Origin of the sequence: Lysinibacillus sp. Y5S-8, from assembly GCF_036894365.1 — a bacterium.
In the GTDB taxonomy this organism is placed as follows: domain Bacteria; phylum Bacillota; class Bacilli; order Bacillales_A; family Planococcaceae; genus Lysinibacillus; species Lysinibacillus fusiformis_D.
The window spans coordinates 4,598,616-4,623,034 of sequence record NZ_CP145889.1 but is presented as its reverse complement, the minus strand read 5'-3'; the positions used below and the strand labels follow the sequence as shown (position 1 = coordinate 4,623,034).

Annotated in this window: 24 protein-coding genes; 10 read left to right on the top strand and 14 right to left on the bottom strand. The window is 36.5% G+C overall.

Annotation, left to right across the window (positions count from 1 at the left end):
• Positions 1-32 precede the first annotated feature (32 nt).
• Positions 33-3,836, top strand: coding sequence for a chitobiase/beta-hexosaminidase C-terminal domain-containing protein (locus tag V6670_RS22710; protein ID WP_338652174.1), 3,804 nt, complete (start codon positions 33-35; stop codon positions 3,834-3,836).
• A 272-nt stretch (positions 3,837-4,108) separates the two neighbouring features.
• On the opposite strand, the gene V6670_RS22705 is transcribed toward V6670_RS22710, so the two are convergent.
• The gene (locus V6670_RS22705) at positions 4,109-5,074 is read right to left on the bottom strand and encodes a tRNA-dihydrouridine synthase (RefSeq protein ID WP_141904573.1); all 966 of its coding nucleotides are present in this window, start codon (positions 5,072-5,074) and stop codon (positions 4,109-4,111) included.
• A 281-nt stretch (positions 5,075-5,355) separates the two neighbouring features.
• Here V6670_RS22705 and V6670_RS22700 point away from each other — a divergent pair, with 281 nt between their 5' ends.
• A complete protein-coding gene (locus V6670_RS22700; protein ID WP_338652173.1) occupies positions 5,356-7,230 on the top strand; it encodes a leucine-rich repeat domain-containing protein in 1,875 nt (624 codons plus the stop codon).
• Positions 7,231-7,456: 226 nt separating this feature from the next.
• Complete coding sequence (locus tag V6670_RS22695) at positions 7,457-8,110, top strand: peptidylprolyl isomerase (RefSeq protein ID WP_338652172.1); 654 nt, start codon at positions 7,457-7,459, stop codon at positions 8,108-8,110.
• Between the two features lie 83 nt (positions 8,111-8,193).
• Here the strand turns inward: V6670_RS22695 and V6670_RS22690 are convergent, their stop codons facing one another.
• Entirely contained in the window at positions 8,194-8,526 is a 333-nt protein-coding gene (locus V6670_RS22690; RefSeq protein ID WP_141904570.1) for a BRCT domain-containing protein, read from the bottom strand.
• A 106-nt stretch (positions 8,527-8,632) separates the two neighbouring features.
• Between V6670_RS22690 and V6670_RS22685 the strand changes: the two genes are divergently transcribed.
• Entirely contained in the window at positions 8,633-10,177 is a 1,545-nt protein-coding gene (locus V6670_RS22685) for a histidine kinase N-terminal 7TM domain-containing protein (protein ID WP_141904569.1), read from the top strand.
• A 58-nt stretch (positions 10,178-10,235) separates the two neighbouring features.
• Here the strand turns inward: V6670_RS22685 and gnd are convergent, their stop codons facing one another.
• Genes gnd through V6670_RS22665 form a run of 4 tightly spaced genes read right to left on the bottom strand, consistent with a single transcriptional unit; the run spans position 10,236 to position 15,289 of the window.
• Entirely contained in the window at positions 10,236-11,636 is a 1,401-nt protein-coding gene (gnd, locus tag V6670_RS22680; RefSeq protein WP_338652171.1) for a decarboxylating NADP(+)-dependent phosphogluconate dehydrogenase, read from the bottom strand.
• A gap of 25 nt (positions 11,637-11,661) precedes the next feature.
• Entirely contained in the window at positions 11,662-13,008 is a 1,347-nt protein-coding gene (locus V6670_RS22675) for a GntP family permease (protein ID WP_141904567.1), read from the bottom strand.
• A gap of 15 nt (positions 13,009-13,023) precedes the next feature.
• Complete coding sequence (gene gntK, locus V6670_RS22670; protein ID WP_141904566.1) at positions 13,024-14,565, bottom strand: gluconokinase; 1,542 nt, start codon at positions 14,563-14,565, stop codon at positions 13,024-13,026.
• Positions 14,558-15,289 carry a GntR family transcriptional regulator gene (locus V6670_RS22665; protein WP_141904565.1) on the bottom strand — a complete coding sequence of 244 codons (732 nt, stop codon included), beginning with the start codon at positions 15,287-15,289 and terminating at the stop codon, positions 14,558-14,560. Before V6670_RS22665 ends, gntK begins: the two co-directional genes overlap by 8 nt.
• 239 nt (positions 15,290-15,528) lie before the next feature.
• Between V6670_RS22665 and V6670_RS22660 the strand changes: the two genes are divergently transcribed.
• Positions 15,529-15,741: a hypothetical protein gene (locus V6670_RS22660; RefSeq protein ID WP_058844097.1), complete on the top strand. Its 213-nt coding sequence runs from the start codon at positions 15,529-15,531 to the stop codon at positions 15,739-15,741.
• Between the two features lie 197 nt (positions 15,742-15,938).
• The gene (locus V6670_RS22655) at positions 15,939-16,214 is read left to right on the top strand and encodes a hypothetical protein (RefSeq protein WP_036127166.1); all 276 of its coding nucleotides are present in this window, start codon (positions 15,939-15,941) and stop codon (positions 16,212-16,214) included.
• 66 nt (positions 16,215-16,280) lie between these two features.
• Here the strand turns inward: V6670_RS22655 and V6670_RS22650 are convergent, their stop codons facing one another.
• Complete coding sequence (locus V6670_RS22650; RefSeq protein ID WP_141904564.1) at positions 16,281-16,772, bottom strand: hypothetical protein; 492 nt, start codon at positions 16,770-16,772, stop codon at positions 16,281-16,283.
• Between the two features lie 157 nt (positions 16,773-16,929).
• On the opposite strand from V6670_RS22650, the gene V6670_RS22645 reads away from it, so the two are divergent.
• From V6670_RS22645 to V6670_RS22630, 4 genes are all read left to right on the top strand, one after another.
• Positions 16,930-17,079 carry a hypothetical protein gene (locus V6670_RS22645; protein ID WP_338652170.1) on the top strand — a complete coding sequence of 50 codons (150 nt, stop codon included), beginning with the start codon at positions 16,930-16,932 and terminating at the stop codon, positions 17,077-17,079.
• A 162-nt stretch (positions 17,080-17,241) separates the two neighbouring features.
• Positions 17,242-17,595: a nucleotidyltransferase domain-containing protein gene (locus V6670_RS22640; RefSeq protein ID WP_338652169.1), complete on the top strand. Its 354-nt coding sequence runs from the start codon at positions 17,242-17,244 to the stop codon at positions 17,593-17,595.
• Between the two features lie 18 nt (positions 17,596-17,613).
• Entirely contained in the window at positions 17,614-17,922 is a 309-nt protein-coding gene (locus tag V6670_RS22635; protein ID WP_338652168.1) for a hypothetical protein, read from the top strand.
• A gap of 471 nt (positions 17,923-18,393) precedes the next feature.
• Positions 18,394-19,875 carry a malate:quinone oxidoreductase gene (locus V6670_RS22630; RefSeq protein ID WP_036127138.1) on the top strand — a complete coding sequence of 494 codons (1,482 nt, stop codon included), beginning with the start codon at positions 18,394-18,396 and terminating at the stop codon, positions 19,873-19,875.
• A 428-nt stretch (positions 19,876-20,303) separates the two neighbouring features.
• Here the strand turns inward: V6670_RS22630 and V6670_RS22625 are convergent, their stop codons facing one another.
• The 7 genes from V6670_RS22625 to V6670_RS22595 form a co-directional block, all read right to left on the bottom strand.
• A complete protein-coding gene (locus V6670_RS22625) occupies positions 20,304-20,585 on the bottom strand; it encodes a hypothetical protein (RefSeq protein ID WP_141904563.1) in 282 nt (93 codons plus the stop codon).
• A complete protein-coding gene (locus V6670_RS22620) occupies positions 20,582-21,241 on the bottom strand; it encodes a hypothetical protein (protein ID WP_338652167.1) in 660 nt (219 codons plus the stop codon). Before V6670_RS22620 ends, V6670_RS22625 begins: the two co-directional genes overlap by 4 nt.
• 148 nt (positions 21,242-21,389) lie before the next feature.
• On the bottom strand, positions 21,390-21,797 hold the full coding sequence (locus tag V6670_RS22615) for a MarR family transcriptional regulator (RefSeq protein ID WP_338654730.1): 408 nt from the start codon (positions 21,795-21,797) through the stop codon (positions 21,390-21,392).
• A gap of 86 nt (positions 21,798-21,883) precedes the next feature.
• Positions 21,884-22,915: an alpha/beta hydrolase gene (locus V6670_RS22610; RefSeq protein WP_338652166.1), complete on the bottom strand. Its 1,032-nt coding sequence runs from the start codon at positions 22,913-22,915 to the stop codon at positions 21,884-21,886.
• Between the two features lie 12 nt (positions 22,916-22,927).
• Positions 22,928-23,584, bottom strand: a complete 657-nt coding sequence (locus tag V6670_RS22605) for a hypothetical protein (protein WP_141904559.1) — start codon at positions 23,582-23,584, stop codon at positions 22,928-22,930.
• A gap of 2 nt (positions 23,585-23,586) precedes the next feature.
• Entirely contained in the window at positions 23,587-23,994 is a 408-nt protein-coding gene (locus V6670_RS22600; protein ID WP_338652165.1) for a permease prefix domain 1-containing protein, read from the bottom strand.
• Entirely contained in the window at positions 23,991-24,320 is a 330-nt protein-coding gene (locus V6670_RS22595; protein ID WP_036119488.1) for a PadR family transcriptional regulator, read from the bottom strand. Before V6670_RS22595 ends, V6670_RS22600 begins: the two co-directional genes overlap by 4 nt.
• Between the last annotated feature and the right edge of the window lie 99 nt (positions 24,321-24,419).

The following is a 24,419-nucleotide window of genomic DNA, read 5'->3' as shown; positions in this document are numbered from 1 at the left end:
GCATAGATAAAAAATCATAAGGAGCTAAACGAATGAAGAAATATGAATGCAATATCGTTTCCAAGATAGCTTTATCATTTTTACTTGTAATTTCTATGATTTTGCCTTACTTAACAATTGTAAAGGCGGAAACGACAGAAGCTATTGGAATGGGAGAAGCGGTCAATCAATTGGATCAAACTTCTGAATTAACAATTGCTGAAGCTCGTGCAGCGGTTGGAACGGACCGCACAGTCCAAATTCAAGGGACGGTTACGACAACACCTGGTAGCTGGGGAGGTAAGGCCTTCTATGTACAGGATGATTCAGCAGGAGTATATGTTTTCTCCAGTTCTCCAGAAGCAGGGAGCTTAGCTGTTGGAGATATTGTCAAAATCACAGGGAAAACGAGTTTATATAGCGGAGAAGTTCAATTTAATTCACCGATAATTGAACGGATTTCAAATGGGACAGCACCAGCACCACAAACAGTGAATCTACCGATTGATGACAGTATACAAGGTGAATTAATTACACTTGAAAATATGAAGATTAAAGATTTAAAGCCATCTGGTACGTCTGGTACATTTGAATTTAAAGCAGTCGATGCAGCATATAACGAGCTGTTAATTCGCCATGATAACCGTACAGGCTATCAGTTCTCTCAATTTGAAGCAGATGGGTTCAATAACAATGATGTGATTACCGTGACAGGGATTGCTTCAATTTTTAACGGGACTTATCAATTAAAAACGTTAAGCGCGAAAAGCTTCCAATTAGTATTAAATTATGAGCCAACACAAGTAGCGAATATTAAAGCTGTTCCAGCATCAGGCGAAGTCTATGCAGGAACAAAAGTAACATTGTCTACAGATACGCCAAATGCAACAATCTATTACACGATAGATGGTTCTGAACCTTCTACAGCTAGTACGGTTTATGATGCGGCAACTGGCATTGTTGTCAATGAAGCAATGACGATCAAAGCATTTGCTACTGCAACAAGCTTAAACGATAGTGAAATAGCGTCCTTTCATTATGCAGTTAAAGAACAGCCAGCAGTTATTTCCATTACGGAAGCTCGTCATAAAGAAATCGGACAAAATGTCATCGTATCAGGTATTGTAACAGCAAAATTAGAAACTGCTACAGCGCACATTCAAGATGAAGATGGTGCGGCGATAGCCATTTATCCTGTAGATAGTCTTTCTGCTAATGTCGGTGATCGGGTGACGGTGCAAGGTCAAGTAGCTGAATATAGCGGACTAAAGCAATTAATGAATATTTCGCTTGTTGGCATGCCTATTCCTTCGACAATACCAGAGCCACACATTTTTAAAAGTATTGAGGTTGCAGAAGATAATGAATCGAAATTAGTAACGATTAAAAATGTTGCCATTACTGGTTCAGGTCAAAACTTTACCGGAACAGATGATGTAGGTACATTTGCTATTTACGATAAAACACGTGACTCAGGTTTAGTGAGTGGAAAAACGTATGGGGAAATTACAGGAATTATTGGTCAATATACAAACCACCAACTGCTTCCGATACGCATTATTGAAGATGTAACAAAGGTTCAGGATATCAAAGCCTCTCACGTTGGGGGCGTAACAGCGGGCACGAAAGTCTCACTTTCTACAATGACAGAGGGTGCAACCATTTATTACACAGTGGATGGCTCAACACCAACTACAGCCAGTACAAAGTATACAGGAGAAATTCTTGTTAATAAACCAATGTCGATTAAAGCGATTGCGGTAAAAGAAGGTTTAACGAACAGTGCGATTGCTACATTTGTTTATGAAATTATTGATACTAAAAATGCAAAGATTAGCGATATTCAAGGGGCAAGCCATAAATCACCATATGTCGATTTAACAGTAAATGATGTAGAGGGAATTGTTACATTCGTTATCAATTCAACTAGCTTTATTATGCAAGAAAACGAGTCGACGTTCGATGGTGTAAAATCAACAGCAATCAAGGTAAATAAGTCGGCACATAATGTAAAAGTAGGGGAAGTTATTAAAGTAGCAGGAAATGTAATAGAAGCAGGTGGAAACTCTCGATTGACAGATACGCAAATTTCAGCAACAAATATTACAAAAACGGGTACGGCAGTAATTCCAGAAGCTCTTGTGATAGGGGAGGACCTTTTCCCACCTAATAAAATTATCGATAATGATGGCTTTGTAATTTTTGACCCACAAGAAGATGGCATCGATTTTTGGGAATCCATCGAGTATATGCGGGTATCATTCCCGGATGCGAGAGTAATTGGACCGATTTATAATAATGATTCACCAATTGTTGTACCGAGCACAACAAATAATACATTTAATGTGAATGGTGGTTTAAATATTGCTGTCGACGATTATAACCCTGAAAAAATTATGCTTGAAGGGGTAGCAGGGAAAAATTATGATTCAGGTGATCGTTTTAATGAAGCGCTTATCGGATTTGTAGAAAATTTTACAGATGGCTATCGACTGAACACGAATAAGGTCTTCCCGGAAGTGACAAAGGCAAATCTTCAACAAGAAGTGACGCATCTTGAACCAGTAGCGGACAAGTTAAATGTTGCTTCTTATAATATCGAAAACTTTTCGAATAATGTTGCCAATACATCAAATGAAAAAGTAGACAGAATTGCAGCGACATTTGTAAAAAACATGAAGTCACCAGATATCATTACATTAGTCGAAGTACAAGATAATGATGGGCAAATTGATTCAGGAAATGCTGATGCATCGGAAAGCTACATGCGATTAATTCATGCAATTAAAGCTGCGGGTGGTCCTGCCTATGATTGGATTGATGTCATGCCAATTAACAATACAGTAGGTGGAGCACCTGGTGGTAATATTCGTGTAGGCTACTTATATAACCCGACGCGTGTTTCATTAGTGACAGGTATAAAGGGAGTGGGTGACCAAGCGAATACGTGGACAGCAGATGGAGGTCTTGCCTTAAATCCTGGCTTTGTTGATCCATCAAAATTTGTAGATACACGTAAACCAATTGCAGCGGAATTTGAATTTCAGGAAGAGCGTGTAGTCATTATTGGAGCTCACTTAAATTCTAAAGGTGGGGATGGTTCACTTTGGGGGCCAACACAGCCGCCAGTATTAGAATCAGTAACGAAACGTCTTCAGCTTGCTCAAGCCATCAATGACTTTATCGATAAAGGTCTTGCAATGAATCCGAATTTAAATATCATTGTAGCAGGGGACATGAATGACTTTGAATTCACACCAGCACTTGAAACGTTAAAAGGTGATGTTTTAACGAATATGGTAGATAAAGCCCCAGAAAAAGACCGTTTTACGTACTTCTTCCAAGGGAACAATCAAGTGTTGGATCATATTTTAGTTTCGAATAATCTTGCTGATGTTACCGAAATTGACTTGATTCACATTAATGCCAACTTTACAGAAGCACAAGGCCGTGCATCGGATCATGACCCAGTATTAGTTCAAATTGATTTGAAGGCAGGGAAAGAAGAAATACCAACACCAGTATTACCTGAAAATGTATATAGCTTTAATAACTACAAAACAGGTAAATTAATAGTGAATCGCCCAAGTGTTTCGTTAACGTTAGGGGAAAATACAAATATTAAAAATGGGATTGCGGTATTTAGTCAATATGCCGAATTCCATGGTGAAGGATTTGCAGACAAAACGGTAACGATTAGTCCCAAAAAAGGAAATGCGATTATTGACTTTAAAGGAACGAAAATGGGTGAAATTATTATTGAAGGGGAAAATGTAAAAGAAATTCGAAATTTACCTGTTGGAGCAAACATAACATATACTAAAGGAGCTTCGGAAGAGAAAATTAAGTTTAAGTAAAAACTAAGGATGCTAAACACAAATTTTATTGGCATCATCATCTTCTTAAGCAAGTAATACATTTTTAATAGTTAGGCATATTCAGATTAAATGAATATGCCTATTTTTTTATTGTAAAGCTAGTCCATATGTTTACGCGGACACCACAGTGGACACAAATTTCTGCGTATTCGCACCCCCTTTTGAGGTTTAATATGTATTACAAGTAAAGCAAAAAGGAGATTGGCTTATAGCCAGTCTCCTTTAACGTATGTCGTATCTTATTTGAAGATTTACTCAGCAGTGTAGGCTGCTAGAAGATCACGTACTTCATCGGTGGAATTTGCACTTAGTAATTGAACTCGTAATTGACTAGCGCCTTTAAAGCCGCGCACATATATTTTAAAGAAACGTTGCAATGCTTTAAATGAACGCATTTCGAATTCCTTAGAGTAGTGATCATGAAGGTTGAGGTGCAAGTATAGTAAGTTAAGGTACTCTTTGGCGTTATGCTCTGACGGCTCTTTTTCAAAAGCAAATGGGTTTGAAAATACGCCTCGGCCAATCATGACTCCATCGATGCCGTATTGCTCCACTAGTTTTAGACCTGTTAAACGGTCAGGAATATCTCCATTGATTGTCAGCAACGTTTTAGGAGCAATTTCATCGCGTAGCTTTTTGATGTCTGCAATTAATTCCCAGTGTGCTGCGACCTTGCTCATTTCTTCTCGTGTCCGAAGATGGATAGAAAGATTAGCTATATCCTGTTTAAAAATATGAGTGAGCCACGCACGCCACTCTGCTACATCTGTAAAGCCAAGTCTTGTTTTTACACTAACAGGTAAGCCACCTGCTTTTGCTGCTTGAATTATTTCTGAGGCTAGTTCAGGGTGAAGAATTAAGCCGGCTCCTTTACCTCTCTCAGCCACATTATCGGCCGGGCACCCCATATTAATATCGATACCTTTAAAGCCTAGCTCCTTCATACCGATGCTCATTTGGCGAAAGTGCTCAGGGGTGTCTCCCCAAATATGGGCAACAATTGGCTGCTCATCTTCCGTGAAGGCTAAGCGGTTACGTACATTTTCGAAGCCGCCAGGTTGACAATAGCTTGTTGTATTGGTGAATTCCGTAAAAAATACATCAGGCCTCCCCGCTTCACTAATGACATGACGAAATACAACATCTGTCACATCCTCCATGGGTGCTAAAATGAAAAATGGCCGTGGTAAATCAAGCCAAAAATTATGTTGATGCATTGATGAAAATCCTCACTTTCGAAAATAATACCTTTGCAAAAAGATACCATATTTACTGTCCTTCTACATAGTTAGGGGCTTAGCTTGATACAAGAAACGGTATCTTATTTGAAAGTGGGAAATTTGATGAGAAGGAAAAGGTGAAAAACCTTGATAGGTACTCGCTGCCGTTTAGGGTCTTGAACATGGTAAAAGATATAATTAGTATTTCATAGAAATATTGACATTTATTTTTCAGACAACTAAGCTTAATGAAAAATAGAGCTGGGGAGGGACTGCCAGTGGAATTAATTCAACTAAATTGTCCGAATTGTAATGGGAAAATTGAATATAAAGAAGGGCAATCATTTAAATGTCCTTTTTGTGAAACTGAAATAATGCTGAAAGAAAATAAAGTCTATTATGTAGATCAAACGATTAATCATTATTATGGTACAGCTGCTCCTAATACAGCTACACGTCCCAAAACGAATTTAAAGGCACTTCTTATTGTACCGATTGTCTTCTTGTGTGCCTTTCTTGGGTATTTTCTTTTTAGTAGTAATCAAACAGAGCATGGAAACCGTGAAGAAATAGCTGTTCGAACAATGCCTGAAAGTGAAGTGCTTCTATTCTTTTTAAGGGACATTTTTGATAAGGGTGGAGCAATGCCAACTAAAGAAGAGATTGCAAGTATTCGATATTTGGCCCCCTACTATTCTGATGATCAATGGCATTTTGATTACAGTCTAGACGATCCATTTACAAATAAGGAAGCTGAAATTTCTACCTATACCATGATGGATAAGTTATTAAATACGCAAGAAATCGAACAAAAAGACTTTGAAGCCTTTACTGGACTAACTGTATTGAAGCTCATGAATGATTATGAAATAGCACAAAGTGAAAAGGTAAGCTTTCGACATCTGAAAAACTTAAAAAGCTATACAGGTAGCTTTAATGAATCATTTAGTAAAATTGCGGAATATTTTAGCGATAAGTCTAATATTGAAGAGCTCTCTATCCAAATTCGAAGTAATGAGGAACTTGCTTTATTATTAGAGTTTCCGAATCTCCAATCACTTGAAATATCTTATGTGACTGAAGAAGTTAAGGATTTTGAGCTTCTTAATAAATTGTCACTAAAATCATTGTCTTTAAAATTTTTCAATGATTTGAAGTGGTTGTCTACATTAACTGATTTAGAGTCGTTAGCGATAGACAATAGTGAAGCGACCGATTTTAGCTCATTCTATTCACTGAATCAATTACAAGAATTGAAGCTTACATCGGTAAGAAATTTAAAAACGCTTGATTTTTTACAAAATATTCCTAACCTACAATCGCTTGATCTCGAAAATATGAACATTGCCAATTTAGAAAAGCTTAGAAATAAATCATCTTTGACAAAGCTACGTTTATCTTCTCCAGGTCAATTTGAATTGCTTGATATTGTGAACAGTCTGACATCACTCACTGAGTTATCATTAGCTGGTTATTATGGCGATACATCGCCGATTACAGCACCCAATTTGAAGAAGGCAGAGCTAAAGGGTTCTTTTATACAAAAGTTAGAGGCACCCACTTTAAAAGATTTGACTGTTTATATAAGTGGATCGGAATCGCAATTGAATGGTGCAGCATTTCTGAAATACCCACAGCTAGAAAAGCTTACAGTCAAGGAGTATGGGGTTTTCACGGACGTTCGTTCCTTAAATGACTTACCTAGTTTGCAAACAATTCATTTTAACGAGACCATTTTTTATGAAGAAACAGGTGACTTATTCAATTTACAGCACGTAAAGATATTAAATTGTTCTGAATGCAATTTTCAATTTAATAGTCAACAACCATTAACAAACAACGTGCTGGAACATTTAACTTTGAATGATGTATCGATTCAAATAGGTAATAGTGATTGGATAGATGAGGTTGATAAGATCATGCCTTACTTTGCTGGCCTTTCAGCTTTACGTTCATTCACATTACAGGATAGTTCACTTCAATCGTTACATTTTATGAAAAATTGGCAACAAATCGAGGAGCTTCATTTAGAAAATAACGCTATTTCAGATGTAGAGCCTTTAGTGAATATGCCTAACCTAAAAAGGCTATATATTTTAGGAAATCAGGTTCAAAATCAATCTGTTTTAGACAAAGGAATTCTCATTTATTAGAGTCAGGTGTATTTTTAACATGAACTCACTTAGTAATCAAATTAGGTACCAGTCATAAAGGAGGCTGGTACTTGTTTTTAATAGAATAAGGCTCGAGATGAGTATAGTATTACAAACTAAATATCGGGTCAATAAGGAAGAAACGATAGGAGCATTGGATTTATTTGTCTTAAGCAATTGGATAGTTTTATAATGAATAGATGGTTAAGTAGAGGAGCTGAAAAATATGTTCACACGTAATAAAGGTATTTATTTAGTGTTATCATTACTAGCAATCACTTTTGTTTTAACAGGCTGTGGTACCGCTAAAGACAAAGCAAAATCTGAAGGAGACACAGTGGATTATGCGGCGGAAGTGAAGGAAAATCCAATTGTGACGATTACGATGAGCAATGATGAAAAAATTGTCATTGAATTAGAACCTACTGTCGCCCCAAATACAGTCGCTAATTTTATATCCTTAGTGAAAGAAGGATTTTATGATGGTCTTATTTTCCAGCGTGTAATTCCTGATTTTATGATTCAAGGTGGAGATCCTTTAGGGAATGGTACTGGTGGACCTGATTATTCAATTGATGGTGAGTTTTCATCAAATGGATTTGACAATAATATGAAGCATGAACGTGGTGTTATTTCGATGGCTCGTTCGCAAGATCCTAATTCTGCAGGTTCACAATTTTTCATTATGGTAAAGGAAGCATCGCATCTTGATGGGGATTATGCTGCTTTTGGGAAAGTGATCGAGGGTATGGAAACAGTCGATGCCATTGTTGCGGTTGAGCGAGATGCCACAGATAAGCCGCTAGAAGATCAGCAAATGAAAAAGATAGAAGTGGATACAAAAGGCTTTGATTATCCAGCGCCTAAGGTCAATAAATAGTTAATCTAGAATTTATTTTATTGATAAAAACAATAATATAGACATAAAAGAGTATGTAAGAGGTGAAATCTTACATACTCTTTTTACTTGTCAATTTCCTTTGGTATTGAAATAAGCCATAAAAAATCGTCCTCTATCAGTATTTGGATGTCGTGCCCTTGAGTAACTAGCTGTTCAGCCTTATGCTGTTTGCTACTGATGCCACGACGTTTATCTCCAAGAATGACGAAATCCGTTTGCTGTGTAACAGCTCCCTGTAAGGACCCTCCACAGGCTTTTACTTGTTTGGCAGCCTCTGAACGGGTCATTGTAGAAAGAGCCCCTGTAAAAACGATTTGTTTTTTATAAAAGGGGTGTGTTAGGCTTTCAGCTGAATCAGAATGGAAAATGATTTCTAGGTTGTCCTTATTCGTCATATGGGTACTCCTTAACATTCTCTTATCATTTTAGATAATAAATAAATCCACAAAATTTTGCATGTATGCTACATTAAAAATAAAAAATTTAAAGAGGTACATAGACATGAATTCGCAATTGACTGCTTTTATTACTCTTAGCTGTACATCGGGTTTTCTAAATTTGTATTTATGTTTATACGTATTTCTACAACGCTACAATTACGCAAAAATTGCGCAATTGTTTATAGGGTATACGGCGTTAATTACGGTATATTGTTTTGCCTCTGCTTTTGGTTTAATAGCTACAACACTGGACGCAATAAAGTTTTGGACAGCCATTCAATATGTAGGTATGGCTTTTTCAACGCCGCTCGGTTTATTGTTTATCATGCAATATTTGGGCTTTCATTTGACAAGGAAAAAGATAATGGCCCTTCTAGTTATCCCTTTTATTAGCTTAATAATGGTTGCTACAAATGATATGCACCATTTTCATTATAAGATATTTGAAATTGATCCCGTGCTAGGGGCTCCTTATGTTTATCAGGAAATCGGTATATGGTATATCATTCATGGTATATTTACGTTTGGCTGTATGTTTGTATCCTTTTTACTAATAGTAAAGTATTGGAAAGAAACAAGTAAAACTTATCGCCAACAACTGATTGCCTTAATGTGTGGTCAGTTAATTCCTATGATCACTGCTTTTATATACTTATTGGGTCTAACACCTCAAGGGGTTGACCCTGTTCCAATGGTCTTATGGATTTCTTCTCTGTTGTATTTATGGTCTATTAATTCCTCACGTTTATTTAGTGTAATGCCTGTTGCCAAAGATGCTATATTCCAAAGTATCAATGATGGGGTCGTTGTGTTAGATGAGTCGTTTCGATTAATAGAGTTTAATCAAGCATGTAGCAAGGTGTTCCCTCAACTAACTCGGTCTATGTTTGGTGTGGATTTTAGGAAGCTATGGCTTGAAGTAACTGGGCAAACGATGCCATTTACATTAGAGACGACGATGAATACGCAAGAAATAGAGCTTGATCTTATGAGTCATACTTACCAGGTACGCATATCAGCGCTACGGCATGTTAATCATGGTAATGGGCATTTACTCATTTTCACCGACATTACAGAGTTAAAGAAGCTACAACGGATGTTAGAACAACAGGCTTATTATGATGAACTGACACAAATCTATAATCGTCGAGCATTTTTTCAACAATGTAATCAAGCCTTCAGCGAGATAAGAGCATCATCAACAGCATTTACAGTAGTATTAATGGACATTGATTATTTTAAAAGTGTCAATGATACGTATGGTCATGCTGTCGGCGATCAGCTACTTGTTCATGTTGTACAGGTTTGTCAGAGTCAATTGAAAAAAGGCGAGCTTTTTGCAAGATATGGTGGTGAGGAATTTGTTCTTGCACTCAAGGGCTATTCATTGTCTAAGGGGCAAGCATTAGCTAAGCAGCTTTGTCACAGTGTAGAAACACAACCTCTTATGACTATTGAGGGGGCTATTTACGCTACCATTAGCTGTGGAGTGGCTGAAGGAACAAATGAAGAAGAGACATTGTATCAGCTTTTAAATAAAGCGGATAAAGCACTGTATGGAGCAAAGCAGGCAGGGCGTAATCGAGTACATGTTTATTTAGAATAAAAAGGGCTAAAATATACGATCATTCATGGAAGGAATGATGTATATTTTAGCTTTTTAATTACCAATTCGTATGGAAAACACCTTCTGCATCAGTACGCTCATACATATGGGCGCCAAAATAATCACGTTGTGCTTGTAACATGTTCGCATTAGATGAGCCTGTTCGATAACTATCGTAATATGTGAGAGAAGCACTTAGACATGGGAACGCATTACCTGCTTGAATGCCTTCACAAACTATTTTTCTCAAGCCGTTTTGATAGTCCTTTGTCTTTTCTGCAAAGTAAGAGTCAATTAGTAAATTATCAAGTGTTGGGTGCTGTTGGTAGGCTTCACTAATCACATTTAAAAACTCTGCACGAATAATACAGCCACTGCGGAAAATTAAAGCAATATCCTTTAATGGTAAATTCCAGTTGTAAAGCTCAGATGTCATTTTATATTGTGTGAAGCCTTGTGCATATGCACAGATTTTACCCATATATAAGGCTTGACGTACGTTTTCTATCCAAACATCTTTATCTTGATTTTGTGGATTGTAGTTCGGCCCTGACAGTATAGCTTCGGCTCGAACCCGCTCCTCTTTTAATGATGAAATATAGCGAGCGAATAAGGCTTCTGTAATAATCGATGTAGGGATACCGTTATCAATGGATTGCATACTAGTCCATTTCCCAGTACCTTTTTGACCTGCTTTATCAAGAATCATATCAATTAGTGGTAAACCTGTTACTTCATCCTTTTTTCTTAAAATTTCAGCTGTAATTTCAATCAAATAGCTTTTTAATTCGCCTTGATTCCATGTTTCAAACGTATCAGCAATTTCCTCAACAGATAATCCTACATTTTTTCTTAAAAACGTATAGGCCTCAGCAATTAGCTGCATATCAGCATACTCGATCCCGTTATGCACCATTTTAACAAAGTGGCCTGCACCTTTAGGACCTATATACGTACAGCATGGTGTACCATCCACTTGTGCTGCGATTTTTGTAAGTATAGGTGCTACTTTGTCATAGACCTCCTGATCACCACCAGGCATGATAGATGGCCCTGTCAATGCGCCCACTTCACCGCCTGAAATCCCAATTCCTAAATAACCGATTTCTTGTGCTTTTAATTCATCATATCGACGCTCTGTATCTTGATAGTGAGAGTTACCACCGTCCATAATAACATCGCCTTTTTCAAGGAATGGCACTACCGATTGAATAACGGAATCAATAGCCTTCCCAGCTGTCACCATCAAAAATATCTTTCTTGGTTTTTCTAAAGATTGTACGAACTCTTCGATATCATAGTAAGGAGTAAGCGCTTGTCCTTCGATCTTTTGTAGCAGTTTGTCGGTTAAATCTCGTGTGTAATTATAAACGGCCACTTGCTCGCCCTTATTAGCCATGTTTAAAGCAATATTACTGCCCATAACACCTAAACCAATAACGCCTATTGTATTTAACATTGTGCTCGCTCCTTTTTTACATTTCTTAAACGAATAAACTAAGTAATAAAATAAATCCTAAACCAGCTACAGATACAATTGTTTCTAGCAACGTCCATGTAGCAAACGTTTCCTTCATGCTTAACCCAAAATATTCTTTAAACATCCAGAAACCAGCATCATTGACATGTGAAGCAATTAAGCTGCCAGCACCTGTTGCCAGCACAACCAAAGCGAGATTCACGTCACTTTGACCTAACATTGGAATGACTAGCCCTGCTGTTGTTAAAGCAGCCACTGTAGCAGACCCCAATGAAATACGTAAAATAGCGGCAATTATCCACGCAAGTAAAATCGGTGATAAGGTAGTTCCATGGAATAGCTCGGCAACGTAATCCCCAACACCCCCATCGATTAATACCTGTTTAAAGGCGCCCCCGCCCCCAATGATTAAAAGCATCATACCGATATGTGAAATGGCTGTTGTACAGGATTCCATTACCTGCTTAATCGGAATTTTTCTGGCTATTCCCATTGTATAAACAGCTACTAATAAGGAGATTAGCATGGACGTACCAGCTTCACCGATGAAGCGGATACCTGCTAAGAGGCCATTATCTTCAAAGCCCATTGTTTTTTGTAGCAGTGTAATAATAGTGGCAAGGGACATTAAAATCACAGGTAATAGTGCAGTGAAGACACTTATGCCAAAGCTAGGGGTATCCTCTAATTCAAATGTTTTTTGTTCACCTAAAGAAGCAATATTCCCAGTTTTGTTGAATGATTCAGGCACTAATCTTTTCGCCAATTTTGTAAATAATGGCCCTGCTAAAATAACGGTTGGAATGGCGATGATAAAGCCATAAAGCAAGACCTCACCAATATTTGCCCCGAATTCACCAGCGATGACGGTTGGTCCTGGATGTGGTGGCAAAAATCCATGTGTGACGGATAAGGCTGCTGTCATAGGAATTCCTAAATATAAAATAGAAACTTTTAATTGTCTTGAAATGGCGAAGACAATAGGGATTAATAGCACAAGCCCTACTTCAAAGAAAAGAGCGATACCGATAATAAAGGATGCGGCTACAACAGCCCATTGGATGTTCTTTTCACCGAATTTGTTTACAAGGGTCATGGCAATGCGCTGTGCACCGCCTGAATCCGCAATTAACTTGCCAAGCATAGCTCCAAGTCCAAATATTAATGCTAAGTGACCTAGCGTACCACCTAATCCTGCTTCAATCGTTTTCACGATGATATCTAAAGGCATGTCAAGAGCCAATGCCACACCAAATGAAACAATGATTAATGAGATAAATGTATTTAATTTAAAGCCCATGATTAAAATTAATAGCGCAATAATACCAATACCTACAATAACTAATGGCATGTATTCTCCTCCTCTTTAGTCGGGCTTAATTAAGCTCCTTTGATAATGAGCAATTGACGCATAATCATCTGCTAATACTCTAGATAAACGAATGAAAATGGGGAGCAATTGTCTATATTCTTTGGCCGCCTCTTCGATTGGGGTATGCTTATAAGTGTCACCAACCATATCAGCGACAACATCAAAGGAATCGATTTTTCCAATAGCATATAAGCCTAAAATACAAGCACCGAGACAGGAACTTTCATAGCTTTCAGGTACTACTACTTCCGATTCAAAAATATCAGCCATCATTTGTCTCCAAATCTCAGAGCGTGAAAAACCACCTGTTGCTTGGATACGTGTGACCGGGCTTTCCATACACTCGAGTAATGCTAAATAGACCGTATATAAATTGTAGATAACCCCTTCGAGAGCCGCCCGTATCATATGTTCTTTTTTATGTGACATTGTTAAACCGAAAAATGAACCACGTACATCTGGATTCCATAAAGGTGCACGTTCACCTGATAAATAAGGATGGAATAGCAGTCCATCAGCACCAGGTCTTACACGTTCTGCAATTTTTGTTAACACTTCATATGGATCAATACCTAGTCTTTTGGCTGTTTCGATCTCAGAAGAAGCAAATTCATCACGAATCCAGCGTAATACCATACCACCATTGTTTACGGGTCCGCCGATAACCCAATGATTTTCTGTTAAGGCATAACAGAAAATTCTACCTTTCACATCTGTTTTGGGCTTATCGATAATGGTACGGATAGCACCACTTGTCCCAATTGTGACAGCAATTTCACCTTCTCTAATTGCGTTAACACCTAAATTGGACAGTACGCCATCACTTGCACCAATGATAAACGGTGTTTGAGGATCAATACCAATTTGTTTAGCTAAACGGACATTACAGTTAGAAAACGATTGCGTTGTAGGTACAAGAGTCGATAATTGTGCTTTCGTAATACCTGCAATGGCTAAAGCTTCTTCGTCCCAATCTAATGTATGGAGATTCATCATACCCATACATGAAGCTAAAGAATAATCCACAACGTATTGATCGAAAAACTTCTTAAAAATATATTCTTTAATGCCAATGTATTTCTTTGTTTTTCGAGCAATTTCAGGATGCTCATTTACAAGCCAAGTAATTTTGCTTAATGGAGACATTGGATGAATAGGTGTACCAGTTCTTTTATAAACCTCATGTCCATTCCATTCATCTTTAATTTTATGTGCCCATGCCTCACTACGATTATCCGCCCAAGTGATAACAGGTGTTAAGGGTTGATCATCCTTGTCTACAGCAATAACACTATGCATAGCACTACTAAAGGAAACAAATAATAATGGTTTGTCAGAATGGACTTTCATAATGTGGGTAATGGCTTGCAGCACAGCTTGAAAAATCTCTTCTGGATTTTGCTCAGCTGTTGAAATATCAGGTGTATATAATGGATACCCAATATTCTCTTGTTGAATAACCTTGCCTTGTTCACTAAATAATACGGCTTTGGTGCTAGTAGTCCCTATATCAACACCTAACATATAGTTAGTCATTTTGTGGCTCAACCCCTTTAGATAGCATTTGCTGTGACCGCCATAGATCTTCTACCTTGCCTTGAACATCATCAAAATTTTCATGTAAGGATTTAATCATGAGCTCTCGATCTTTTGCTCTGATCGCATCAATATACAGCTCGTGGTTTTTCACAATACGAGTGAAATCCTCATATTTTTCTTGGAAGCGCATGCGCATAGATAACAAAATAAGGCCTTCCATTACTGGCTTTAGATTATTCCAAATCATCGTTATATAGGAATGATCGATGGAGCGAATAATGGCCTCGTGGAACATAACATCCTGATAAGAAAATTCGTCGGCATCATTATATTTAATGGCAACCTTCATCATTTCTAATGTTTTACTCAGCTCCATTGCTAAGCTAGTTGTATCCATTTTTATGAGACGTTCAAACACGAATGTTTCAATCAACAAACGAACATCATAAATTTCTTCAATTTCCTTTTCTGATAAACCAATGACAACAGCGCCCATTTTTTCTAATCGAATGATATTTTCAGACGCTAGTATTCTTAAGGCTTCACGAATAGGTGAACGACTTACTTCAAAATCAGCTGCTAGTTTGTTTTCAGAAAGAATGGTACCGCTTTCAATTAAGCCTGAAATAATGCGCATTCTAAGTTCATAGGCTACACGATCGCCTGTTGAAGCTTTAGAAAGCCATTTTTGTGGGTATAAATAGTCCTTAGATTCGCTCATAAAATCACCCTTTTTGATTTTGAGTATACTTGTATACAAGTATTATAGTCAGAAAGAAAATAAGATTGCAAGCGACTTACTAACAATTAGAAATGGAAAAAAGCTTCAACACTATACTTAGCTAAATAAAAAATTTAATGCACATTGTTTTATTGCTCTATGGACAAACTTGAGAATGAAAAGTTCATAAAACATTTAGTCGATGTTCGAGCTTTTCAAATACTCGATGGAGGATGGTTATGTCAAATATGAAAACAAATCGTAACAATGCAAAAGCAACTGGAACGAGTAGTGCAAACAAATCAAATAAACAGCGTCAAAAACTCCATCAGGAAGAGTTTGGAGCTGAATTTGAGCTTGATGCGTCTTCAGCACAGGTCAATAATTTTGCTGAAACACAAGGGAAAACAGGCATCAAGCAACCTGTCAGTGAACGGACTGCATGGCACTAATTGATATTTGACAACTATTCATGACATTGGGAAAAGAACTAAGGCAGCGGATGCCTTAGTTCTTTAAATATAGCCTGGGAAATATTGTGTTGGGAGGATCTCGGATGTCACAGATTATTTACCATACATATTTTCGAATCAATTTATAATACTACATCTAGAACAATGAAACTTTTTAAGAAGGGAAGATGTATACATTGGCTAAACACTCCGATACAAGTTGGAAGCAAGACCATCCTAGTACATTGTTTAGTAACTCAGTGCTAAAGGCAGATCGTTTGTTGAAGCATGCTAAATTACATCCAGAGGAAATAGCGCTAGAGCACGCTTTCAATCAAATAAAGCATGCTGAAAATGCACGTTTCAATGCAGAGCAATATGGTGAACATTTGGATATTGTGCAGCAAAATAAAGAAAGCCTAGAGCAGATTAAACAGCAATTACATGAAATGAAAGATGATATGAATAGGTAATCACAGAGGAAAGCGGCTTAAATTCTCGTAGTGAGTTTTAAGCCGTTGCTTATTTCAATGATGAGGTTAACACCAAACAATGATTTCGTATGGTGTGGTTTGAGCAGGAATGCTCCGAGTGGTAGGTCCATAAAAGACAATGAGGTTTCGATTGGCAGGGCTTTTAGAAAAGGGCTGCCCATTTTTAAGCGAGATAACAGTAGTAGGAGAAAGATTTAATTGCAATTGGCCATCACTACTTAGCAATTGATGATTAAAAAAATCTACCTTTACATTTTGATAGTTGCTATCTTTAACAATAATTAAAGCACGATATTGGGGCGGATAAATCATTGGTACAGGTGCATCCCCATCATAATAGCCTGTGACCCATTCCCCTGTCGTAACGATTTCATGATGAACAAAATAAGTAGAAGGAGAAATAACAAAGTTGACGACCCCGCCAGCTCCATCTTCTAAGGTCATCATTTTATAACAACCTTCCTTATCCCCGTTTTGCCCTACTGGAAAATCACTGATTTGTGTGACGACACCACGAAAAGATTTAAAATTGACCATAGTCATTCCCTTCTTACATAATTCTAAATTGTACCGTATCATTTTAATGTATGTAGTATAGGAAATTTAGGTGACAGGCAGTAACTAGGGATTACTATTTTTTATGAACCCATCTATACTGAAAATGTTTACTATAAAGCTAGAGGAGTGGAATCTATTGAAGTGGATTTCTAAAAATAAGAAAATCTTTCTGTTTTTAATTTTTGCTGTCATTGTTATTGCTGGTATACTCGATATTAAATATGAGGGATTATTCTTTCAGCTATTACCTACATCAATACAAACATTTTTATCTAATTTATTTTAGCATGTTGAGAACCGTACCTAAAAGAGTGCGGTTTTTTCATTAGGATAATCTTTATCCTACATGTAACCAATTAAATTAAAACAGAAAACGTCATTATGGATTTTCTATTGTTTGAATAGTATAGAATAAAAAATTACATAGTAAAAAGGAAGTCCATGATCGATGGACAAATGGACATTAGCACTTGAAACATTCTTGAAAGATTGGAAAGATCGAGAGGATGTCGTAGGAGCACTAGTTTGTGGGAGTTATGTTACAGGGTACCCCTTAAAACGCTCTGATAGCGATATACATATTATTTTGGCAGATCATGTGGAGTGGAGAGAAAGAGGCAATCGAGTAGTGAATGTCTTTTTGATTGAATACTTTGCGAATCCACCAGCTCAAATTCGAAAGTATTACCAAGATGATTTTAATAAACAGAGAACCATGTCGATGGTGCAATTTAAAACAGGTAGAATAGTATTTGATTATACTAGAATAATAAAAAACTTAAAATTTGAAGCAGAAGAGTGACTCAAAAAATATAAAGTAATGAATAAAACAATATTAGAAATAAAAAAATATGGAGTATGGAATGCACTGGATAATTTAAAGGACTGTTATGAGCAAGAGAGAAAAGACTTTAACTTTACCTATCATAACGAATTAGCAAATTTGTTTATGGAGTACTGTCAGTTTTTGAATGTAGAAATGATCCCTTCTTATCAAATCTATGCCTATCTTGAAGATCCAATCTATTTTCAAAAATATAGTAAGCTAGCATTTCCAGATGTGGCTTTTAAAAACATGTTTGTCCATGCTGTGGGAGGACAACGCACAACAGGTGATGACATTATATGAAGCATTAGTCGATTATGTGTTACTGCAAATGGGTGGTTTTCATAGTGATGGCGGGCATATTAAAAGCCCAATCGACAGTTCATCTTGAAGAATGGGGAGCTAGTTCAAAAACAAGACGGGCTGCCTATCGCTATGTTATTATAGAGATATAATAATAAAAAGAATCTATTTTTTATGAAAATGTCAACCATTTTTGGGGCGATTATTCCATAAAGCTTAAAAAACCCAAGTTTTAACTAGAATAAAAAATGGTTTTTTTGCTTGAGTTATGAATGGAAAGGCTCGAAAAAAGCTGATAACTCTCATATAAATAGTTGATATTTTATTCTTGAACTAATTGTGATAAACTGCAATAAGGTAATAATTGATACAGAAATGGTGTGCTCCAAGGTTGCTCCATGGCTTACAGTACTTCTAAAGCGGGAGTGCTAACATCCTTTCTGCAAATCTTAACATATAAGGAAGGTAAAAATGAGTAACAGACAAATTAAATCAGATGTTATCTTAATTGGTGCCGGAATCATGAGTGCAACTTTGGGAACATTGCTCAAAGAATTAGCACCAGATTGGAAAATTACAGTGTTCGAAAAGCTTGAGAAAGCAGGCGAAGAAAGTTCTCACGAATTGAACAATGCGGGAACTGGACATGCTGCATTATGTGAGCTGAACTACACTTCAGAGAAAAAAGACGGATCAATCGATATCAAAAAAGCGATTAATGTTAATGAACAGTTCCAAGTTTCAAGACAATTTTGGTCGTATCTTGTAAACAATAAGCTGATCAATAATCCACAAGACTTCATTATGCCTTTACCACATATGAGTTTAGTACAAGGGAAAGAAAATGTTGAGTTTCTAAAGAAACGTCATGAAACGATGATAAAAAATCCTTTATTTGAAGGAATGGAATTTTCTAATGACCCTGAAACACTAAAAAAATGGATTCCACTTATTATGGAGAATCGTCCAGCGGGTGAAGACATTGCTGCAACAAAAATTGACACGGGTACGGATGTTAACTTTGGTGCTTTAACACGTATGTTAATTGACCACTTAAAATCAAAAGATGTGGATGTTAACTACAACCATAGTGTTGAAAGTTTAAAACAAGCTAGTGATGGTTCATGGGAAGTACGTGTGCATGATTTAGACGGCTGTAAAATGGAATATCATTCAGCAAAATTTGTCTTCCTTGGAGCTGGTGGAGGAAGCCTAGAATTATTACAAAAATCGGGTATTCCTGAAGGGAAACATATTGGTGGATTCCCAATTAGCGGTCTATTCTTAGCATGTAATAATCCAGAAGTGGCTGAACAACATCATGCAAAAGTTTACGGAAAAGCAAAAGTTGGTGCTCCACCAATGTCAGTTCCGCATCTTGATACACGTTATATTGATAATAAGAAATCATTATTATTTGGACCATTCGCAGGTTTCTCACCTAAGTTTTTAAAAACGGGTTCAAATATGGATTTATTTGCTTCTGTAAAACCGCATAATATTACAACATTATTAGCGGCAGGCGTGAAAGAGATGGGATTAACAAAATATTTAATCCAACAGCTTATGCTTTCAAAAGAACAACGTATGGAAGAGTTACGTGATTTCATTCCAAATGCGAAGAGCGATGACTGGGATATTATCGTAGCTGGTCAACGTGTACAAGTTATTAAAGATACAGAAGCTGGCGGTAAAGGAACACTCCAATTTGGTACAGAAGTTGTAAGTGCTGCTGATGGATCGATTGCAGCTTTACTTGGAGCTTCACCAGGTGCGTCTACTGCTGTGCATGTTATGCTTGAAGTTCTTAATAAATGTTTCCCTCAACATATTAAAGAGTGGGAAACAAAAATTAAAGAAATGATTCCATCTTATGGTTTATCATTAGCAGAAAACCCAGAGCTTCTAAAAGAAATTAATGCAACAACAGATAAAGCTCTTTGTTTAAAATAAAGGCAATTCATATAAGCGTTTAAGACAGGCCCTCAATCTATTCAGGATTGAGGGCTTTTTATTTTGCAAATATCTTTTCCTGGGAAATGTCTAATCTAGTTGCTTATTTAATAAAAGAACCATGAAAATGAATATAAATATCAGTTGTTATTGATTAAACTGTAGTCCTATATCCTGTTGTTTTGTAGTAGTTGTTTTCTATACTCTTTATAAATGTATGAAGGAGGCCAATCTATAGATGATTAAACTACAAGACATTACTATGTCTACTATTAAAAATGTAAAAAGGCATATTCCATTAAGAATACGCCTTTTTCTAAAACTAGTAACAAATATTAATTCATGACTTTTATTGTCAATCCTCGGAGTTCCAATTGTGCTTGAATACACTAGATTAAAGAAAATGAAAGATTGTTTAATCATGTTATCTAAATTCGAAGCTTTGATAAACAAAATACCATAGAGCGTTTGATATAGGTAGCACAAAGGAATAGTAGTACAGCTACTAGCAGTGCTAGGGGGATGCTGAATAGAATAGGGAGGTCTACATCATACCAGATGCTCATTTTAATTTGATCTAGTCCGAATGTTCGTAAAATGCCAGCGAGTATAGATAGAACAGCACTTACAAGTAAGCCAATGTAAAGAACGGATAAGACAATTAGGGCTAATGAGCAAAAAAAGGCTTGTAGTATTTTTAGGAATGTCATTCTTTTTCCCTCCGTATAATGTGGTATACCTTTGCGTTTGAAGCAATCGTATAATCATCTGTATAGTAAAGCGTCTCAATTAGACAGTTTTCTCCCACTCTAACTACTTCGCCGTCAACAATCTGTGCATCTGTATACGATAGTTGTAGTTGTTTTCCTTTGATTGTATGGCAACTTAACCTTTTCTTAAATAATGGAAGAAGTGTCACTCGATCTTTTTCTATCACTACATTGTCCGCTAGTAGTTTGCTAATTTCACTTTCCCCCGATAATTTCAACTGAAAATGATTAGCCACTATTTCTTCAGCTTTTACTACACCAATAGCGTCGAACCGTCTGCTCTGTAATTTATCCTCAATTATGAATTTCCCAGAACTATTGATCTTGTGGACACATCCATTACGTATTTGAATGTTTCCAGCGTTTGTTAGTTCTTCGATCTCACAATAATCCTTTAATGTGCATGAGCCTGAACTGTTAAATACCTGGGCAGTAACAGAGCAATAAAAGGAGCTATGACCATGAGTGGACACCTTTTTTAAGTGTACTTCTTGATGTAAAGCTACAGCTCCTCGAATATTTAATTGCTCATACCCAGTATCCAGATGTTTAATGCGACCGTTCGTTAATGTTAGCGTACGAAGTTTTTGAAACATAAAAAATCACCTCATTATAATTTAATTAATATATATTTTAATTATTAAAATATATATTAATTAAATTATATGCAGCTCCCTTTTGTCAAGAACAAAAGGATTCCCTAAAATTTGGCCAATAAAAAAAGGATTTCAATTTGTTGAAATCCTAAAAAATATTATTCATTAATTGATTTACTTCACGTAAGATGTCAGCCATGTCTGCCAGTTTATCCTGAGAAAACTTTAAGAAAATTTCTTGGACCTTCTGATCACCATTATTTGTTAAAGCCATTTTGACAACACGACGATCATTATTTTCTCTAATTCGTTGAATCAGCTCTAGCTTTTCCAGCTTATCGCACATGGAAGTTACAGCTCCAGGTGTTACACTAAAGAAGTCAGCGATTTCTGTTGCCTTCATTCCATTATTTATTTTTAGTTGCAGAAGTAAAATCAATTGGTTTTGCGACAATGCTTCCCCTTTAGTTAAAAGTTCCACAAACATTTTTGATTTTTGCTGAATGTCCAGCATTTCTTTCATAATGATTTCTACATTGTGTAGACTATCTGCCATATAATCACGTCCATTAAAATATTTAATGATTAAATTATATAGCAATTAAATAAATCTTTCCAAGCATAGAATAGCTCTTAAAAAGTTTATTTTTTAAAAGTCACACGCATCCATTCAAAAAATCTATCTTTTTCTTCGAACTGTGGGTAGTGTGCAGAGTGTTCGTATGCTATAAATTCTTTTTTCTCGGCATCTATTTGGTCGAAGTATTTTTTAGCGGTATTCGATGATGTTTGATAGTCGTAGTCACCCATTACAAAATAGAAGGGGAGGTCTAGTCTATTAACTTTAGTAGGTAATGGATGTTGCATGACCTCTTTTAATAATGCTTCTTGAGATAATGATAGGCCTTTGTTGTAGCGGATCATATCCAATAAATTATATTCTGTACTGAATAGCATTCCTAACATATTGCCGTCAGGGTTATCAATGTTTCTTGTGGCTCCTCCATATTTATTTACGTAATGGCGGGGTGTAAATGTCTTACCCTTATTAATGTCTTCCGTTAACCTTTGTAAATATACAACATCTTCTGTGTTCCCTTTGAGTTGAGCCTGTTGGATGGTGTACTGTAAACTATCCATTTCACTTTCAATGGTATTACTCATTTGACCAATACCAATGTAGGCTTCATATTTTTCAGAAGCTTTAGCAGCTGCTTGTGTGGCAATATATGTACCATAGGAATGACCGATTAAGATGATTTTTTCTTTGTCTAGGCGATTAGCTATATAATCAGTCAGTGCTAATAAATCCTCCACAAGCAAGTCAGATGAAAGATTAGAATAGTCCTCGAAAAAATGATAGGATTTCCCGCTAGCCCGTTGATCGTAATGGACCACGGTAAACTCGGTTTCCAACAAATCTTGATATTTTTTGGCATAGGGAATTTCAGAACAGCCAGGTCCACCGTGAACAAAGATGATCACAGGATTATCTTTGTTTTGCCCACGTATCATAATTTCATGGTCACTGTCGTTAATTGCTACCTGCTCTAATGTACTAATGCTATTAGTTCCCTTTATAGATGATGTCCATGTTGGGAATAGAAGTGCTAGTAAAAGTAAGGAGCCCATGATAATGACAAGATATTTGACGAATTTTTTAATAGCTTTCATAGAATCCCTTCTTTACATGCGTTTCGTAAAGGTAGCTTGATACATTTTTCTTTTATACACATAAAAGTACATACTTAGCGGCCACCATAGCGTAACAAAAATAGGGTAGATTGCCCATATAACCGTAGGTGAAGAAACAACGTTAACAATAATGAAAAAGCTACTAATTAGCAATGAAGCTGTCACGGAGAATGCTACAAACGTTTTCCGTTGAGCATGATATAAAGCTAGAGGCCACCACATAATTAAAAATGCGGGATAAATCGCCCAAGGATATTGAGGAGACAGCATGATATTCAGGAATGCATAATAAATAATTGTGGAAGCACAGCCGATGAGTGCTGTTTTTAAAGTTTTTGCTTTTTCACCTAAGTACATAAGAATCGGCCACCAGATAATTGGATAAATAGCATAGATAAACCATAAATGATTTGGTGCATATAAATAATTTTCAACGATAAGAAATGCGATAATCATTGCACTACAAACGATAGAGTATTGTTTATACATTTTATTAGACATAAAAAATAGCGTAATTGGCCATAGCAAGAGCAGCAGGCAAGGATATATAAACCACATTGTTTGCGGTGATGTCGTGTAATTGACGATTCCTAAAAAGATCATGGTCATCAGGCTCCCGGCTAAAGAAAAGTTAATAAAGTTCCTCATGTTCATTCACCCCATTTCTTACGTGACCATACAAAGTACATTGATAAAGGCCACCAAAGTATTGCGAAGATTGGATAGATAGCCCAAATTGTATGTGGAGTGTAATAAAGATTAATAAAGATAAAAAATACAATGATTAAGCCACTCCCCCAGATGGAAAACTCTAAATTTAGTTTTGCCATGTTTTTCTTAGCAGGCTCCTTAACACCCAATTCCTTTTTCAAATCTTCAATATCTCCGAATTCTACAATCGCCTTATTGATGGCATCTTCTTGTTCCTTTCCTTGATCCATCAAGTAAAATACTTTTTCTTCAAGATTTTCAATGATTTCTTGTTTGACCATTTCAGTCTCGTTATTACGAGGAATATCCTTAAAAAGCTCATCAATATGGTTTTTTATTCTTTTCATTCAAAGCCCTCCATAAATAAATCGATTATTTCCTTTACTTCTGACCATTCTTTCACTAACTCATTTAAATAGGCTTTACCTAATGAGGTAATACGGTAATACTTTCTTTTGCCTCCATGTGAAACATCTCCATAATAGGCTTCAATAATTTCTTTTTTCTCGAGACGTTGAAAAACGGCATACAAAGTTGCTTCCTTGATTTGAAATCGATTGTTTGTACGGAGACTTATTTCCTGAGAAATTTCGTAGCCATAACGATCTTTTTCTGAAATTAGCCGTAAAATAATCGAATCCAAATGTCCTCGGATAATATCACTGCGAACCATAAGTCACCTACTTTATTTTATTGCTCTATCTGTCAGAGTAATAGTAGCAAACATTACTCTACCTGTCAAAGTAATTTATTTTTCCTTTTTAGCAATTAT

What these genes read in the sequence shown, in the direction of transcription:
- gnd (WP_338652171.1), bottom strand. Translation starts at nt 11,636, where the DNA reads ATGTTAAATACAATAGGCGTTATTGGTTTAGGTGTTATGGGCAGTAAT.
- V6670_RS22650 (WP_141904564.1), bottom strand. Translation starts at nt 16,772, where the DNA reads ATGGTCAATTTTAAATCTTTTCGTGGTGTCGTCACACAAATCAGTGAT.
- V6670_RS22620 (WP_338652167.1), bottom strand. Translation starts at nt 21,241, where the DNA reads ATGTTTCAAAAACTTCGTACGCTAACATTAACGAACGGTCGCATTAAA.
- V6670_RS22630 (WP_036127138.1), top strand. Translation starts at nt 18,394, where the DNA reads ATGAGTAACAGACAAATTAAATCAGATGTTATCTTAATTGGTGCCGGA.
- V6670_RS22675 (WP_141904567.1), bottom strand. Translation starts at nt 13,008, where the DNA reads ATGCCATTAGTTATTGTAGGTATTGGTATTATTGCGCTATTAATTTTA.
- V6670_RS22695 (WP_338652172.1), top strand. Translation starts at nt 7,457, where the DNA reads ATGTTCACACGTAATAAAGGTATTTATTTAGTGTTATCATTACTAGCA.
- V6670_RS22635 (WP_338652168.1), top strand. Translation starts at nt 17,614, where the DNA reads ATGAATAAAACAATATTAGAAATAAAAAAATATGGAGTATGGAATGCA.
- V6670_RS22595 (WP_036119488.1), bottom strand. Translation starts at nt 24,320, where the DNA reads ATGGTTCGCAGTGATATTATCCGAGGACATTTGGATTCGATTATTTTA.
- V6670_RS22660 (WP_058844097.1), top strand. Translation starts at nt 15,529, where the DNA reads ATGTCAAATATGAAAACAAATCGTAACAATGCAAAAGCAACTGGAACG.
- V6670_RS22615 (WP_338654730.1), bottom strand. Translation starts at nt 21,797, where the DNA reads ATGGCAGATAGTCTACACAATGTAGAAATCATTATGAAAGAAATGCTG.
- gntK (WP_141904566.1), bottom strand. Translation starts at nt 14,565, where the DNA reads ATGACTAACTATATGTTAGGTGTTGATATAGGGACTACTAGCACCAAA.
- V6670_RS22600 (WP_338652165.1), bottom strand. Translation starts at nt 23,994, where the DNA reads ATGAAAAGAATAAAAAACCATATTGATGAGCTTTTTAAGGATATTCCT.
- V6670_RS22640 (WP_338652169.1), top strand. Translation starts at nt 17,242, where the DNA reads ATGGACAAATGGACATTAGCACTTGAAACATTCTTGAAAGATTGGAAA.
- V6670_RS22665 (WP_141904565.1), bottom strand. Translation starts at nt 15,289, where the DNA reads ATGAGCGAATCTAAGGACTATTTATACCCACAAAAATGGCTTTCTAAA.
- V6670_RS22610 (WP_338652166.1), bottom strand. Translation starts at nt 22,915, where the DNA reads ATGAAAGCTATTAAAAAATTCGTCAAATATCTTGTCATTATCATGGGC.
- V6670_RS22685 (WP_141904569.1), top strand. Translation starts at nt 8,633, where the DNA reads ATGAATTCGCAATTGACTGCTTTTATTACTCTTAGCTGTACATCGGGT.
- V6670_RS22710 (WP_338652174.1), top strand. Translation starts at nt 33, where the DNA reads ATGAAGAAATATGAATGCAATATCGTTTCCAAGATAGCTTTATCATTT.
- V6670_RS22690 (WP_141904570.1), bottom strand. Translation starts at nt 8,526, where the DNA reads ATGACGAATAAGGACAACCTAGAAATCATTTTCCATTCTGATTCAGCT.
- V6670_RS22705 (WP_141904573.1), bottom strand. Translation starts at nt 5,074, where the DNA reads ATGCATCAACATAATTTTTGGCTTGATTTACCACGGCCATTTTTCATT.
- V6670_RS22605 (WP_141904559.1), bottom strand. Translation starts at nt 23,584, where the DNA reads ATGAGGAACTTTATTAACTTTTCTTTAGCCGGGAGCCTGATGACCATG.
- V6670_RS22625 (WP_141904563.1), bottom strand. Translation starts at nt 20,585, where the DNA reads ATGACATTCCTAAAAATACTACAAGCCTTTTTTTGCTCATTAGCCCTA.